This is a genomic window from Paenibacillus sp. UNC217MF (assembly GCF_000686865.1).
Taxonomy (GTDB): Bacteria; Bacillota; Bacilli; order Paenibacillales; family Paenibacillaceae; genus Paenibacillus_B; species Paenibacillus_B suaedae.
On record NZ_JMLT01000009.1, the window covers coordinates 84,487 to 99,032 of the forward strand.

The window sequence follows — 14,546 nt, forward strand, 5'->3', positions numbered from 1 at the left end:
TATTGATACTTGATGATCTCATTAGTAAGCATGAGAAATGCAAAATGATTGCCTGATCTCAGTATGTGACAGATGCACTGGGGTTACCCATTCTGAAGCATGCATGAAATAGGAAGCGCTGAGCCATCTTAACAGAAGGTGGCTGCAGGCAGGATGTGCCGCATGCGGAGTTGAAAATGAAGGAGGATGGGGCATGATGATGGATGCCAACCGTGCGAAACAAATATTAGAGATGAAGGATACGGTGCCTGTTCGCTTGGATGGGGAGCAGTCTGTGTGGATTGAAAGCGTGGATGTAGCGAATAGTATGGCGACCGTTCAAGTGGGAACGAGTCCATTGAACACGCAGACGGTAGCGGTAGACCGCCTCGTTGAGGAGAAAAAGCATTAACGCCTCTTGTAAGGAATGATGGTATCAAGAGAAGGGAGAAGGCGCCTGCGGCATGCAGGTGTCTTTTTGTATATTAGACATTTGATTTATGCCTTTCTTTTTGGCAGGTGAAAATGGTTTTAGGATGGTGAGGGGAGTGTACCATGGATTACATGTAGGGTCATAGAAATCATTTTCCTAAGGGTATAGTTGTACGATGACTTCGCATGTTTCTAAGGTAGATCTCGGTTTGGAGATGTTGAATTTATGCTATAATGATAACTTAGTTACTATACGTATCGTGATGGAGGACAAATATGAATCAAATTGCGGAATTTGCCTTCCGCTCAAGCAGCGAAGCGGATACGGAACGACTGGCTTCCCGGCTGGCTGAACGGTTCCATGCGGGAACTGTAATCGCGCTTGATGGGGACTTAGGCGCAGGCAAGACGAGGTTCTCACAGGCTGTAGCGAAGGCGCTGGGCATTACGGGTGTCGTGAACAGCCCAACCTTTACGATTATTAAGGAATACGAAGGCGATGCGTTGCCTTTATATCATATGGACGTATATCGGATATCGATGGCTGAAGCGGACGAGCTGGGGCTGGATGAGTACTTCTATGGAGAAGGCGTGTCCTTGGTGGAATGGTCCAGCATTATTACCCCGATCTTGCCTCCACAGCATTTGCACTTGTTCATTCAGAATGAGGGAGAGACAGAACGCATCATTCGATTGACTGGATACGGGGAGCCGTACGTGTCATGGGTGAATGAATTGAAACGGATGGGAGTATGAATCATGGCAGTACAACATGAGCAAGTCAAGGTGTTAGCGTTAGATACCTCTACTTCTACTATGGCTCTAGCGCTTCTTCATGATAGGAGAACAGCAGCTCAGCTTGAATCGCAGGCTGAACGCAATCACTCCTTGAAGCTGGTTCCAGCGATGCAATCCATGCTGAAGGGTCTGGATTGGGAGGGGAGCGATCTTTCTCTCCTTGCAGTGGGGATTGGACCAGGCTCTTATACAGGTGTGCGAATTTCCGTTACAGCTGCGAAGACCATGGCCTGGGCATGGGGCAAGCCGGTTGTAGGTGTGTCAAGCTTGCATGCATTAGCGCTAAGTGGACTAGAAGCTGTTCGCGAGGGAAAAGTCTCAGATGGGACCCTAAAGATAGGCAAAGACTGGGTCTATCCGTTAGTGGACGCTCGGAGAGGCCAAGTATATACGGCTCGGTTCCGCACAGGAACAGATACAGGTGCTGTCGAAGTAGAAGATAAGACTTCTGGACAAGAATCGGAATGGGATACACAGCTCGGATATCGCGTGCAAGAGGATGGGATTCGATTGTTCAGTCAGGTGGCTGAAGAGGTGGAACACGTATTGCAATCCACTGATTTAGAGCCGGCTGATATGCCTGAACATGTATGGTTCGTCGGAGAGATTGAGCCGCATATGGAACGAATTGCAGCACTTCAAGAACAATTCGGAGATCGGATACATGCGGTTCCTAGTATGATGAAGGCCCATTGGATCGGCCGAATTGGAAGCAAGGCCTTCCATCAAGGGGAGATTGGTGACACACACCGGCTTGAGCCGAATTACACACAATTGACGGAAGCGGAATCTAAGCTGCTAGCGAAGGAGCAGGCGGCAGCCAAGGCTGTACAACAATCGTAAAGGAGCGTACTTCGAATGGGACAAGCTGAAGAACAGAAGGCTGGAATTGTGTCACAGCCACGGCATGCGGGTCAGGACGAGGCGAATGTTAACCACTCTTCTCAGCTGAAACAAGCTCAACATGTTCAATTTCGCCGTATGACGATTGATGATATCTCGGGTGTGCTCGCGGTTGAGCATGCTTCATTTACGTTGCCATGGACACAAGATGCTTTCCGTAATGAGATGACGAACAATTTATTTGCAAAATATATCGTGATGACAGCGGGTGAGCGTATTATCGGTTATGCAGGAATGTGGACCGTCCTGGATGAGGCGCATATTACGAATATTGCTGTACATCCAGAATATCGAGGGCAGCGGCTCGGAGAAATGCTGCTCCAAGAGCTAGTTCAGCTGGCGCACTCACTTGAAATGCTGCGAATGACACTTGAGGTGCGTGTCTCGAATCATGTCGCACAGCGATTGTATGCCAAGTTCGGCTTCACTTCGCAAGGCGTGCGCAAAGGCTATTACTCCGATAACCAAGAAGACGCGCTTATTATGTGGTCAGACTTGGATCCTACGGCTCCCTATGCAAGACCCTAAGGCGCTAACTGATTAAAGCAGGTGAAATCATTGACGAACCAATCTATTAAAGATAATTCTTGCCTCATTATGTCTATTGAAACGAGCTGCGATGAGACCTCAGTAGCTATCGTCCGCGATGGACGAGAGGTGCTGTCCAATATGGTGTCCAGTCAAATCGACGTTCATCGCCGCTTCGGCGGAGTTGTTCCGGAGATTGCCTCTCGCAAGCATGTCGAGACGATTACGGTGATGCTGGAGCAGGCGCTTCAGGAAGCAGACGTTACGATGGCAGATGTAGATGCAATTGCGGTAACACAAGGGCCGGGTCTAGTCGGATCGCTGCTTGTTGGCGTTGTCGCAGCCAAATCACTGTCTATGGCTCTTGATATTCCACTCATTGGAACTCATCATATTGCGGGTCATATTTATGCGAATCGACTAGTGGAAGAGATTGAGTACCCATGCATGGCGCTCGTAGTGTCTGGGGGTCATACAGAACTTGTGCTCTTGGAGGAAGAAGGAAAATTCCAGGTAATCGGGCGTACAAGAGACGACGCAGTAGGCGAGGCTTATGACAAGGTAGCACGGGCAGTCGGCTTCCCATATCCGGGAGGTCCGCATATCGACCGGCTGGCAGTTGAATCAACCGAGGAGGTCGAGATGCCCCGAGCTTGGCTTGATCCCGAATCGTACGACTTCAGCTTCAGTGGATTGAAATCTGCCGTGCTGAATGCGGTCAACCAGGCAAAGATGAAGGGGGACGAGCCGAATTACGCAGGAATTGCCCGTGGATTCCAGCTCTCTGTCATCGACGTGCTGATTGGCAAAGCGATGCGGGCTGTTCAACAATACGGTGCGAAGCAGCTTCTGCTGTGCGGAGGGGTTGCCGCCAACCGGGGCCTGCGGGCAGCATTGGCAGAACGCTGTGCTGCTGAGGGGATTCCGCTGCTCATCCCGCCATTCGAATATTGTACGGACAATGCGGCAATGATTGGAGCTGCTGCTTACTTGAAGTGGAAGCATGGTCAGTCTACGCCGCTTGACTTCAAGGCAGAGCCATCGTTCTCCTTAGAAGCGTGGTCCGTGTAATCCATTGCAGAATGCAGCTTCTTTCAAACGTCGATAATTAGGTATTGACGATTTCAGATGAGGGCAATATAATAATCATCAAACCTAAATCCTTCCATGGAATGGGAAATACGGTATAACGCTAAGATCAGGAGTAGTAGGGAAATTGCTGTTCAAATGAAGAGAGCTGCGGGATGGTGCAACGCAGTGGCAGCAAGCCTGAACTCGCCTGTGAGCGGATCGGCGGAATGAAGTACGCAGATACGGTAGCCCCCGTCATCGGGCGTACATGACGATATATTTCTAGGCTGTGGCCTGCGTGTATCGACATGTGCATGAAGCGGATGAGGCTTCATCTATCGCGAAGATGGAGTTCATCAACTAGAGTGGTACCACGGCAGAACACCTGTCGTCTCTAACGAGGCGACAGGTTTTTTTATTGTCACCCAACTTAATCGAACGACACGACAATAACATAGTATTCATACACAACGAACAGGAGTAGTAAGAGTTGAACTGTCTCACAGCAAGCTGCGGGGTGATGCGACGCAGTGACAGTAAAGTCTGAACTCGCCTGGGAGTGGAACAGCTGAACGAGCATGATTGGATATGACGATATTCCGATTATATTCGATAAGCAGTTACGGTACCTGCCGTTATCAGGCATGAGAGGAAGGTCTCGAATAGGAGCTGGCTGCGCCTGCATCTTATATGACCTTCAATCGGAGTGGTACCGCGGCATACAACCTGTCGTCTCCTGATACGTGGAGACGATAGGTTTTTTTGTATTCATTTCTCCTTTTGGAGTATGTCTCTGGGCGACAGAAAAATAATTTCCGTTTGAAGATGAATAACGAGTTTCTATGCTGATTCCCTATAGCCTTTCCATATGAAGGAGGACTTTCTATGTCAACGAACAATAGCAATATGATTCGAATTTTCGATACTACGCTGCGGGATGGAGAGCAAGCACCAGGTGCAGCTCTCACGTTGGATCAGAAGCTGGAGCTGGCGGGGAGACTCGCTGCATTGGGCGTAGATGTCATGGAGCCGGGATTTCCGGTATCCAGCCCAGGGGAATTTGAGGCCGTACAGCGCATTTCAAGAATGTTCCCTGAGGTCGAAATCTGTGGTTTTGCACGTGCGGTAAAAGAGGATATCGATGCTGCGGTTCGCGCAACCGAAGATGCAGCGAAGAGACGTATCCATCTCTTTATTTCCGCTTCGGATATTCATCTGCAATATCAGCTGCGCAAGACTCGGGAAGAAGTGAAGCAAATGGCACGGGAAATGGTGTCCTACGCCAAGCAATTTGTAGATCAGATTGAGTTCACGGCTATGGATGCGACACGCGCAGACGCTGATTATGTAATTGAACTTGTAGAGACTGCTATTCAAGAAGGAGCCACAATTATTAACTTGCCGGATACAGTTGGTTATGCTCTCCCTGAGGAGTACGGGGCATTATTCCGCAAGGTGAGACAAGGCGCGCGGGGGGCAGACCAAGTTCAATTCAGTGCCCATTGCCATAATGATCTGGGTCTTGCTGTTGCGAACAGCATCGCTGCGATTCAGGCAGGAGCTACTCAGATTGAAGTAACGGTAAATGGGGTTGGGGAACGCACAGGCAATTGCGCTTTGGAAGAGCTCGTGATGGCACTGAATACGCGGAATGATGTATTGCGGGCGGGCACGCAGATCAAGCCAGAGCACTTATACGAAACGTCTCGCATGGTTAGCCGCATGATGCATTTCCCGATTGCATTCAACAAGCCGATTGTGGGCCGCAACGCTTTCCAGCATGAGTCTGGTATTCATCAGGATGGATTGCTCAAAAACCGCAGCACTTACGAGATCATGGATCCTGTTGAGCTGGGCATTCCTCATCATATGATTATTCTGGGCAAGCATTCGGGACGCCATGCACTCAAGCATAGAGCTGCCCAATATGGAGTCTCATTGGATACGAATCAGTTGGAAGAGGTATATGCGAACTTCAAGCAGATGGCTGATCAGCAGAAGGTTGTGACGGATGAACAACTGCTTCATTGCATCGGGGAGACGTTGAATGAACAGCTGGAGGCTGTTGAACTGCTTGATGTTCAAGTAATAGCGGGGAGCTCTCGCAGTCGTGTTGCCTCCGTGGTAGTTAAGAAGCAGGATACTGGAATGGAGCATACTTATGCCGGTGTGGGCAGCGGGCCAATTGAAGCCGTGATACGGGCAATTACGCAGTCCTTCTCTGAACCGATTCAATTTGAAGACTTAGAGCTTCATTCCTTGTCTTCCGGGGAGAATGCTGCGGGCGAGGCCATAGTTACCGTGTCGTGCAATGAATGCCGATACCAAGGAAGTGCGATGCACCAAGATATTGTAATGGCGGCTGCACAAGCCTATGTTGCTGCATGCAATCAAGCCGTTCGAGGCCAAGTGGCTGAGTCAGACCCTATTGCCCAGTCGGGGATTGTGGAGGTATCCTAACGGAGTGTGGACAAAGTTATCCACATATTCCGTTGAAAACGTGGATAGAACGCTTTCGGCCATGCAGGACTAAGGATCTAGTTTTTGTGAAAAAAAGAATAACATTTGCAATGGAATACACTGGAATTGTGGATAATGTGGATAAAACAGTGGATAATCTTGGTTTACAAAATCAAAACACTGGTCTACCAATAAAAAATGAGTAAAAATGAAAATTAGATTTCTGTTTCATAAAAATGATTCTTGTGAATAACCTGTGATTTACGTGGATGTGGTCTTAAAGTCTGCATTTATTCATGAAAATTCCATTTCGTGGAATGAAATGTAGGGCATGAATGCTGCAGGATGGCTTATCGTACTAGCGATAAATAATGGTTCGGTGCTGATGTTATTCAGCACTGACCCATCTTGTAAGTAGCCATTCAGAGTAAAATTGATTCACCGAGCTGTGATGGAGGTGTTGGAATGGATGAGCTTAAGAACAGTGCGCAGATTGTGCAGGACAAGCTTGCAGCTAGGGGTCTGCCTAATCAGGTTGTTGAGCTGCCGGATAGCACGAGAACCGCGCAAGAAGCCGCAAACACAATCGGGTGTGAAATATCGCAAATCGCAAAGTCAATTATATTTCGCAGAAAAGCTGCAGACCTCCCTTTGCTAATTGTGGCAAGTGGTACGAATCGCGTAAATGAGAGAGCGATCAGTCATCTATTGAATGAAAAGATTGGCAAGGCAGATGCTGATTTTGTCCGAGAACATACAGGCTATGTGATCGGAGGAGTTCCGCCGTTTGCCCATAAGGAATCGATTGAGACGCTGATCGACGAAGAACTGATGAAATATGAAGTGATATGGGCCGCAGCAGGCCATCCCAAAGCTGTCTTTCAATTAACGCCTGAGCAGTTAGTGGAATTGACGAACGGAAAGGTAGTTTCTATCACATAGATCATATGGATAAGTTGTATGGTGCCTGAAGTGTATACAAAAAAAGGGATCCCAATGGAGATCCCTTTTCAACACGTATTGAGGATAAACTTTCTTATGCCTCCATAAGCAGCTCCCACTCGGCATATACTTCATCAAGTGCGGCCTTGGACGCATCTAATTGTTCCTGAATCGACTGGACGCGTACATAATCATTGAACACTTCGGGTTCGGTAAGTTCTAGTTCACGAGCAGCAATCTCTGCTTCCAACTCGGCAATTTGCTTCTCGATTTGCTCCAGCTTACGTTGTCGTGCGCGTTCTTCTCGCTTCGACTGCTTATCTGCTTCATACGTAGACAATCCGCTAGGTGCTGCTTCTGATTTGCCTTCCGCCGTACTGCTCTGGAATGAAGCAGGTTTGCTCGGCTGAGATGGATTTGTGGAGAGCAGATCCTTATCTTCTTCCAGCTGCTGCTTCTTCTCTACATAGTCGTCATAATTTCCTAGGAAATGACACGTTCCTTCTGCACTCATTTCCACGATGCGCTCAGCCATCTTGTTGAGGAAGTAACGGTCATGTGAAATAAAGAGCAGTGTGCCTTCATAGTCAATCAGAGCGGATTCGAGCACTTCCTTGCTGAATAGATCCAAATGGTTGGTCGGCTCATCGAGTATGAGCACATTTGCTTGTAGGAGCATCAGCTTGGCTAGTGCTACTCTAGCTTTTTCCCCACCACTGAGAGAAGCGATCTTCTTCTGTACATCGTCTCCGCTGAATAAGAAGCTTCCGAGTACGGTTCGAATACGAACTTCATCCATATGCGGATAGGCAGACCATACTTCCTCCATGACGGTTACATTCGGGTTCAAATTTGTCTGTTCCTGATCATAGTAACCAATCGTAACATTCGTGCCCCATTGGATCTGTCCAGCTAAAAGATCGTGCTTGCCAGTCAATGCTTTCAACAAGGTGGACTTGCCGATTCCGTTCGGGCCAATGAGTGCGACCATTTCTCCACGCTTCAATTCGAAGCTTACGTGGCGGAATAATGGAGGCTTATGGTCATAGGATGCAGATGCTTCTTCTACTTTAAGCACATCTTTCCCGCTTTGACGTGTAATCTCGAAGCTGAAGCTTGCACGCTTCAGATCCCCTAATGGCTTATCGATTCGTTCCATTTTTTCGAGTGTTTTACGACGGCTTTGTGCACGCTTGGTTGTTGAGGCGCGTACGATATTGCGCTGTACAAAGTCCTCAAGCTTAGCTATTTCAACTTGCTGCTTCTCATAGAGTTTCATTTGCTGCTCATATTCGGCTGCCTTCAACTCGATATATTTCGAATAATTGCCTGTATACCGCTTGGCCTGATGGCGTTCGATCTCGATGATCGTCGTCACCATCGCATCTAGGAAGTACCGGTCATGCGATACAACAAGGACAGCGCCAGGATAGGAGCGTAAGTAACCTTCGAGCCATGTAAGGGTATGGATGTCTAGATGGTTCGTAGGTTCGTCAAGCAGAAGCAAATCAGGCTGTTGCAACAAAATTCGGGCAAGTGCCAATCTCGTCTTCTGTCCACCGCTCAACGTGTGAATATGAATCGTGTTCGGATCCATCTGACCAAATCCCATGCCGTGCAAGATGCTTCGCACACGCGTCTCCATCTCGTAGCCGCCATGCTGGCGGAACCAATCTTGTTGCTCCGCATATCGACGCAAGATCTCTTCATATCGAGATTCATTCTCCGCAGTTGCAGGGTCAGCAATAAGACGCTCTAATTCTCGAAGCTCCTGCTCAGCCTCAATGAGGTGAGAGAATACGGACATCATCTCTTCCCAAATCGTCCGTTCTGAATGGAGACCGGTATGTTGGGCAAGATAGCCGATTCGAGTTTCCTTCGACTTGTATATGATGCCATCATCAGGTGTGAGCTCTCCCGCAATCATTTGCAGGAGCGTAGACTTGCCGGCGCCGTTGACCCCAACTAGGCCAATTCGCTCACGCTCTAAAATTTGAAAAGTAATGTTGGATAACACGGGGGTAATCCCGTAACTTTTGCATATGCCGTTCGCTTGAAGCAGCATCGGTATCTCCTCCGTTTTGGGCAAACTACCATGTCTTAAGAGGTTGTCCAATCCGTGCTACAAGAGCAATCAGAATTGAACATATCCCCTTAAGTTTACATGAAAATGCGGAAAAGTGCGAAGTCTTTCCATGTATGAGATGATAATATTGAAAGCAGTCGGTATCGAAAATGGAGAATGCTTGCGTATAGCTAGCGGAAATGAAGTAAGGATGGTAAACTAAGGTTGAAAATGGTGAAAATGAGTGAAAATAAGAGCAAATGAACATACATAAGAGATTTACGCCGAATGGAAGAATGTAACGCAGCCGAGGAGGGGTACAGTTGGAGCAAGCGGCAGATAAAGGCACACTTCGAGAACGATTCAAACAGCGCCGAAAGGCGGTAATGGAGAAGGAGTACGCTGTATCCAGTGCAGAAGTATGTAACCATGCTTCTGCCTATTTCGCGCAGCTGCGGGAACATTTGAAGCGCCCACTTCGGATATTTGGCTATTGGCCATTTGGAAGAGAGTTGGACATTAAACCCTTGTTCGCTGTTTGTTTAGAAGCTGGAGATCAGATTTACTTGCCGCGAACAATCCCTGCTACACGAACAATGACACTGCATCGATGGGATGAGCAGACGACGTTTACGGATGGCTGCTTCGGGCTCCGTGAACCTGAGGCACATACGGACTTGCTGCCGAGTGAAGAATGGACAAGTCTAGACGTGATTATTGTACCTGGTATTGCATTTGATACCGAAGGCGGCAGACTCGGATTAGGGGCTGGATATTATGATCGCTTCTGGCAGTCTTATATGGAGAGCTTCACGAACAATCAAGATATCGAAGGGGATCTCTCGGTCGTGCGGATAAGCTGTGTCTATTCTTGGCAGATTACTGATAATGTTCCGATGGAGCCCCATGACATTGGGGTGGATCTGCTTATTTCCGAAGAAGGCATAATTTTTTGCGAGCGAGGAAGGATTTCGCAGGAAGAGCTCGAACTTGGATTGCAGTAGCAGACTCATAGTATTTTTGATTAGACTGCGACTTTTTATATTGGACTAGACAGACACAACTGAGAAAATATAAACGAGCTTTAGCATGGAACAAGAGATTATTATGATGAATTGGCGAATGGCGGAAGGAGGAATGGACATGCTTTGGAAAGTGGCGATATTAACAGCAAGTGATAAAGGTTCACGTGGCGAACGGGAGGATACGAGCGCACAGGTTATCCGTGAGCTAGTCGAGGAAGAATTGCATGGTGAGGTTGTAGAATACCGGATTGTGCCGGATGAGGTCAATGATATTTCAGCATCATTAATTGAGATGGCTGACTACTTCCAAGCGGACTTAATTATTACCACCGGAGGAAATGGATTAGCTCCGCGTGATGTGACGCCTGAAGCGACGATGAAGGTGATTGATAAGGAAGTTCCTGGATTGGCAGAAGCAATGCGGTACGCAGCTATGCAGCGAACCCGCAAGGCAATGCTGTCTCGTGCAGTCTGTGGAATAAGAGGCAAATCACTCATTATCAACTTGCCTGCAAGTCCAAAGGGTGTACATGATCATTTGCTGGCGATTATCGACCAGTTGCCGCATGCTTTGTACGCGGTTAGCGGGAATTTGAGCAGTGCGGACGAATTCGAGTAGTGTGCCGAATTTGGAATGATTTTCATAAATTTGTTACAGTTCATTGGTATTTTCTACATATCTAGTATGTTATGATGTATATCATAGCATTTCATTTTATAGAGGCAATGAAAGGTGGAATTACAAGGTGTTTAACGGAATCGGGGTTTCTGGTGTTCTGTTGCTGTTGATTATTGCCTTGTTATTGTTCGGACCCAATAAACTTCCTGAGCTTGGCCGCGCATTTGGCCGTACTTTACGGGAGTTCAAAGCAGGTGCACGCGATATTATGGGCGATGACGAAGAATCTAAGCCTGTTCGCAAGGAAGTGCAGCATGTAGATGTAGAGAAGTCTGAACAGCCTTCTCCTACGGCGTCGGCGACTCATTCCGAATCACAACGGCGTTTGCCGGAATAATGCTTCGCTGGTGACAGGCCTTTTGGCTGTGGCCTAGCGAAGATTGCAACAATGTGATGAACAGGCTGGTGTAGCAATGTCGATAGAAAAGGAAGACCAAATGACAATGGTCGAGCACATTGTCGAACTGCGCAAACGGATTGTTCTTATTCTGGTGGCGCTTGTTATCGGACTTGTAGGCGGACTTATACTAGCTGATCCGATCTATACCTACCTGCGCAGTGTCGAGCCGGCCAAAAATATGCCGCTGCATGGATTTTCGCTCTGGGATGGCATCAATATTTATATGAAGTTCGCCTTTATTTTTGCTTTGGCGATTACACTGCCGATTACGCTGTATCAACTGTGGGCTTTTGTCAGTCCCGGCTTGAGAGTGATAGAGCGGCGAGCGGCTCTTCGTTATGTGCCCTTTGTGTTCGTATTATTTTTGTTAGGGCTGTCATTTGCGTATTTTGTTGTCTTTCCGATGGCTTTCGAGTTTACTTCTAGTATTAATAAACACATGGATTTGCAAGCGACGTATGGGATTACGCAATATTTCTCGTTCATGTTCAATATATTGCTCCCGATATCACTGCTGTTTGAACTGCCAGTTGTAATCATGTTCCTGACACGAATACGGCTGTTAAATCCGCTTCGGCTGCGCAAAATGCGCCGTTTAGCGTATTTTATCTTAATTGTGTTAGGTACGATGCTGTCGCCGCCGGATGTCATTTCGGATATCTTGGTATCGATCCCGCTGCTCATCCTTTATGAGTTAAGTGTGTTCTTGTCTTCGATTGTATATCGCAAACAGATAGCAGAACAGCTTGCTTGGGAGAAAGAGTTCGATGAATCAGCAGATGCGACAATCGCTTAAGTTATAAATGCAGGTAGAGAGAGTGTGATTCGATTTGCACTTTTCCTTACCTGCATTTTTTGTTGAAATCAGCCCGTCTTTATAAGCTTTGGAGACATAAGGGTTATAAAAAGTTAAAAATTTTTAAGCGAATACCCCCTTGCAATCGAATCTTAAAATCAGTATCATAAGAATTGTTATTAGCACTAACCACTATCGAGTGCTAACACATTACTAATTTTGTTGTGGAGCCTTTGTCCGTACTATCGGGCAGCGGATTCTTCACTTTATAACTCTTGTTTAAAAGGAGGCTATTTTTCATGATCAGACCTTTAGGTGAACGCGTATTGATCGAGGCAATTGCGAAGGAGGAAACTACAGCTTTCGGAATCGTATTGCCGGACACTGCCAAAGAAAAGCCGCAAGAAGGTAAAGTTGTGGCAGTAGGTAACGGAGTGTGGAAAGACGGCCAACGTGTGGCTTTGGAAGTAAAAGAAGGCGACCGCGTGCTGTTCTCCAAATACGCTGGAACTGAAATTAAATTCGAAGGCAAAGAATACTTGATTATGAAAGAAAGCGACATCCACGCAGTAATCGGCGAATAGAGCCGGAGAGCGTATGCGCTCATTTTGCAATCACATGATCACGTTCCAGAGAGGGAACCGCTGAATCACATACATGAAGATGAATGAATGAACATATTGATACGAATTGAGGAGGGTTTCACTAATGGCTAAGGATATTTTGTTCTCTGAAGAAGCACGTCGTGCGATGCTTCGTGGTGTAGATGCTTTGGCAAATGCGGTTAAAGTGACACTTGGGCCAAAAGGTCGCAACGTTGTATTGGAGAAGAAATTCGGTTCTCCGCTTATTACGAATGACGGTGTAACAATCGCGAAAGAAATCGAGTTGGAAGATGCATTCGAAAACATGGGTGCACAACTCGTTAAAGAAGTAGCTACGAAAACAAACGACGTTGCTGGTGACGGTACAACTACAGCTACAGTTCTGGCTCAAGCGATGATTCGCGAAGGCTTGAAGAACGTTACAGCTGGCGCGAACCCAATGGTAGTTCGCAAAGGTATCGAGAAGGCTGTTCGTGCAGCAGTTGAAGAATTGCACAACATTGCGAAGCCGATCGAAGGCAAGCAAAACATTGCTCAAGTTGCAGCGATCTCTGCAGCTGACGATGAAGTAGGTACGTTGATCGCTGAAGCGATGGAGAAAGTTGGCAAAGATGGCGTAATCACTGTCGAAGAATCCAAAGGATTCAACACAGAGCTTGAAGTGGTTGAAGGTATGCAATTCGACCGCGGATACATCTCTCCATACATGATCACTGATACTGACAAGATGGAAGCTGTTCTGGACAATCCGTACATCTTGATCACAGATAAGAAGATCTCTACAATCCAGGAAATCTTGCCAGTATTGGAGAAAGTCGTTCAACAAGGCAAGCAGCTCGTTATCATCGCTGAAGATGTAGACGGCGAAGCACTTCCTACATTGGTTCTGAACAAATTGCGCGGTACATTCACTTGCGTAGCTGTTAAAGCACCAGGCTTCGGCGACCGTCGTAAAGCAATGCTGCAAGATATCGGCGCATTGACTGGCGGCCAAGTCATTACAGAAGAGCTCGGTCTCGAATTGAAATCGACTACGATCGATCAATTGGGTACTGCTCGCCAAGTTCGCGTAACAAAAGAAAACACAATCGTTGTAGATGGCGCTGGCAACAAAGCGGACATCGATGCGCGTGTGAACCAAATCCGTACGCAATTGGAAGAAACAACTTCCGAATTCGACAAAGAGAAGCTGCAAGAGCGTCTTGCTAAATTGGCAGGCGGCGTAGCAGTTATCAAAGTTGGTGCGGCTACTGAAACAGAATTGAAAGAGCGCAAATTGCGCATCGAGGATGCTTTGAACGCGACTCGTGCAGCAGTTGAAGAAGGTATCGTTGCTGGTGGTGGTACTGCGCTTCTGAACGTATACAATGCAGTTGCAGCTGTAACTGCATCTGACGATGAGCAAACAGGTGTGAACATCGTCCTGAAAGCTCTTGAGTCCCCAGTTCGTACAATCGCTGATAACGCTGGTCAAGAAGGCTCCGTTATCGTTGAGCGCTTGAAAAATGAAAAAGTTGGCGTAGGCTACAACGCTGCTACTGGCGAGTGGGTTGACATGATCGTTCAAGGTATCGTTGACCCTGCAAAAGTAACACGCTCCGCGTTGCAAAACGCAGCTTCCGTTGCAGCTATGTTCTTGACAACAGAAGCGGTTATCGCTGACAAGCCAGAAAAAGAAAAAGCCGGCATGCCTGATATGGGCGGCATGGGTGGCATGGGCGGAATGGGCGGCATGATGTAATAGAATCATTTTCGAAGCAATTCGAAGATGGTCGACCGCGCCTAAATTATCTACATTGATTATGAGAAGCTTCTCATTCGTTCTCTGAACGTTTGAGTGGCTTCTTTTTTATTGGTTTCTTT

14 protein-coding genes and 2 other annotated features are annotated in these 14,546 nt (G+C 47.3%); of the genes, 13 read left to right on the top strand and 1 reads right to left on the bottom strand.

Annotated elements, in window-relative coordinates; translation table 11 throughout:
• Positions 1–199: 199 nt before the first annotated feature.
• The 7 genes from BP95_RS0106045 to BP95_RS0106080 all read left to right on the top strand — a co-directional run bounded on the left by BP95_RS0106045 (position 200) and on the right by BP95_RS0106080 (position 7,113).
• Positions 200–391, top strand: coding sequence for an H-type small acid-soluble spore protein (locus tag BP95_RS0106045; protein ID WP_028531648.1), 192 nt, complete (start codon positions 200–202; stop codon positions 389–391).
• Between the two features lie 296 nt (positions 392–687).
• Complete coding sequence (tsaE, locus tag BP95_RS0106050) at positions 688–1,167, top strand: tRNA (adenosine(37)-N6)-threonylcarbamoyltransferase complex ATPase subunit type 1 TsaE (RefSeq protein WP_021254337.1); 480 nt, start codon at positions 688–690, stop codon at positions 1,165–1,167.
• A 3-nt stretch (positions 1,168–1,170) separates the two neighbouring features.
• Positions 1,171–2,052, top strand: a complete 882-nt coding sequence (gene tsaB / locus BP95_RS0106055) for a tRNA (adenosine(37)-N6)-threonylcarbamoyltransferase complex dimerization subunit type 1 TsaB (protein ID WP_028531649.1) — start codon at positions 1,171–1,173, stop codon at positions 2,050–2,052.
• Between the two features lie 138 nt (positions 2,053–2,190).
• A complete protein-coding gene (rimI, locus tag BP95_RS0106060; RefSeq protein WP_051249928.1) occupies positions 2,191–2,640 on the top strand; it encodes a ribosomal protein S18-alanine N-acetyltransferase in 450 nt (149 codons plus the stop codon).
• Between the two features lie 69 nt (positions 2,641–2,709).
• Positions 2,710–3,711: a tRNA (adenosine(37)-N6)-threonylcarbamoyltransferase complex transferase subunit TsaD gene (tsaD, locus tag BP95_RS0106065; protein WP_051249927.1), complete on the top strand. Its 1,002-nt coding sequence runs from the start codon at positions 2,710–2,712 to the stop codon at positions 3,709–3,711.
• A 114-nt stretch (positions 3,712–3,825) separates the two neighbouring features.
• Positions 3,826–4,110, top strand: a binding site (T-box leader).
• Between the two features lie 62 nt (positions 4,111–4,172).
• Positions 4,173–4,451, top strand: a binding site (T-box leader).
• Positions 4,452–4,596: 145 nt separating this feature from the next.
• Positions 4,597–6,171: a 2-isopropylmalate synthase gene (locus BP95_RS0106075; RefSeq protein ID WP_021254333.1), complete on the top strand. Its 1,575-nt coding sequence runs from the start codon at positions 4,597–4,599 to the stop codon at positions 6,169–6,171.
• Positions 6,172–6,636: 465 nt separating this feature from the next.
• Positions 6,637–7,113, top strand: coding sequence for a YbaK/EbsC family protein (locus BP95_RS0106080; protein ID WP_028531652.1), 477 nt, complete (start codon positions 6,637–6,639; stop codon positions 7,111–7,113).
• 94 nt (positions 7,114–7,207) lie between these two features.
• Here the strand turns inward: BP95_RS0106080 and BP95_RS0106085 are convergent, their stop codons facing one another.
• The gene (locus BP95_RS0106085; protein WP_021254331.1) at positions 7,208–9,178 is read right to left on the bottom strand and encodes an ABC-F family ATP-binding cassette domain-containing protein; all 1,971 of its coding nucleotides are present in this window, start codon (positions 9,176–9,178) and stop codon (positions 7,208–7,210) included.
• Between the two features lie 323 nt (positions 9,179–9,501).
• Here BP95_RS0106085 and BP95_RS29760 point away from each other — a divergent pair, with 323 nt between their 5' ends.
• The 6 genes from BP95_RS29760 (at position 9,502) to groL (ending at position 14,424) form a co-directional block, all read left to right on the top strand.
• Positions 9,502–10,182 carry a 5-formyltetrahydrofolate cyclo-ligase gene (locus BP95_RS29760; protein ID WP_051614010.1) on the top strand — a complete coding sequence of 227 codons (681 nt, stop codon included), beginning with the start codon at positions 9,502–9,504 and terminating at the stop codon, positions 10,180–10,182.
• 139 nt (positions 10,183–10,321) lie between these two features.
• Positions 10,322–10,822 (top strand): MogA/MoaB family molybdenum cofactor biosynthesis protein, encoded by a 501-nt coding sequence (locus BP95_RS0106095; RefSeq protein ID WP_028531653.1) that lies wholly within the window; start codon positions 10,322–10,324, stop codon positions 10,820–10,822.
• A gap of 127 nt (positions 10,823–10,949) precedes the next feature.
• On the top strand, positions 10,950–11,219 hold the full coding sequence (locus tag BP95_RS0106100; protein ID WP_021254328.1) for a twin-arginine translocase TatA/TatE family subunit: 270 nt from the start codon (positions 10,950–10,952) through the stop codon (positions 11,217–11,219).
• A 76-nt stretch (positions 11,220–11,295) separates the two neighbouring features.
• Positions 11,296–12,078, top strand: a complete 783-nt coding sequence (tatC, locus tag BP95_RS0106105) for a twin-arginine translocase subunit TatC (protein WP_028531654.1) — start codon at positions 11,296–11,298, stop codon at positions 12,076–12,078.
• A gap of 299 nt (positions 12,079–12,377) precedes the next feature.
• Positions 12,378–12,662, top strand: coding sequence for a co-chaperone GroES (gene groES / locus BP95_RS0106110; RefSeq protein WP_021254326.1), 285 nt, complete (start codon positions 12,378–12,380; stop codon positions 12,660–12,662).
• A gap of 124 nt (positions 12,663–12,786) precedes the next feature.
• Positions 12,787–14,424, top strand: coding sequence for a chaperonin GroEL (groL, locus tag BP95_RS0106115; RefSeq protein ID WP_021254325.1), 1,638 nt, complete (start codon positions 12,787–12,789; stop codon positions 14,422–14,424).
• Positions 14,425–14,546 lie beyond the last annotated feature (122 nt).

Excerpts from the sequence above, each read along its gene's own strand:
- BP95_RS0106045 (WP_028531648.1), top strand. The coding sequence starts at position 200 with ATGGATGCCAACCGTGCGAAACAAATATTAGAGATGAAGGATACGGTG.
- tsaE (WP_021254337.1), top strand. The coding sequence starts at position 688 with ATGAATCAAATTGCGGAATTTGCCTTCCGCTCAAGCAGCGAAGCGGAT.
- tsaB (WP_028531649.1), top strand. The coding sequence starts at position 1,171 with ATGGCAGTACAACATGAGCAAGTCAAGGTGTTAGCGTTAGATACCTCT.
- rimI (WP_051249928.1), top strand. The coding sequence starts at position 2,191 with ATGACGATTGATGATATCTCGGGTGTGCTCGCGGTTGAGCATGCTTCA.
- tsaD (WP_051249927.1), top strand. The coding sequence starts at position 2,710 with ATGTCTATTGAAACGAGCTGCGATGAGACCTCAGTAGCTATCGTCCGC.
- BP95_RS0106075 (WP_021254333.1), top strand. The coding sequence starts at position 4,597 with ATGTCAACGAACAATAGCAATATGATTCGAATTTTCGATACTACGCTG.
- BP95_RS0106080 (WP_028531652.1), top strand. The coding sequence starts at position 6,637 with ATGGATGAGCTTAAGAACAGTGCGCAGATTGTGCAGGACAAGCTTGCA.
- BP95_RS0106085 (WP_021254331.1), bottom strand. The coding sequence starts at position 9,178 with ATGCTGCTTCAAGCGAACGGCATATGCAAAAGTTACGGGATTACCCCC.
- BP95_RS0106095 (WP_028531653.1), top strand. The coding sequence starts at position 10,322 with ATGCTTTGGAAAGTGGCGATATTAACAGCAAGTGATAAAGGTTCACGT.
- tatC (WP_028531654.1), top strand. The coding sequence starts at position 11,296 with ATGTCGATAGAAAAGGAAGACCAAATGACAATGGTCGAGCACATTGTC.
- groES (WP_021254326.1), top strand. The coding sequence starts at position 12,378 with ATGATCAGACCTTTAGGTGAACGCGTATTGATCGAGGCAATTGCGAAG.
- groL (WP_021254325.1), top strand. The coding sequence starts at position 12,787 with ATGGCTAAGGATATTTTGTTCTCTGAAGAAGCACGTCGTGCGATGCTT.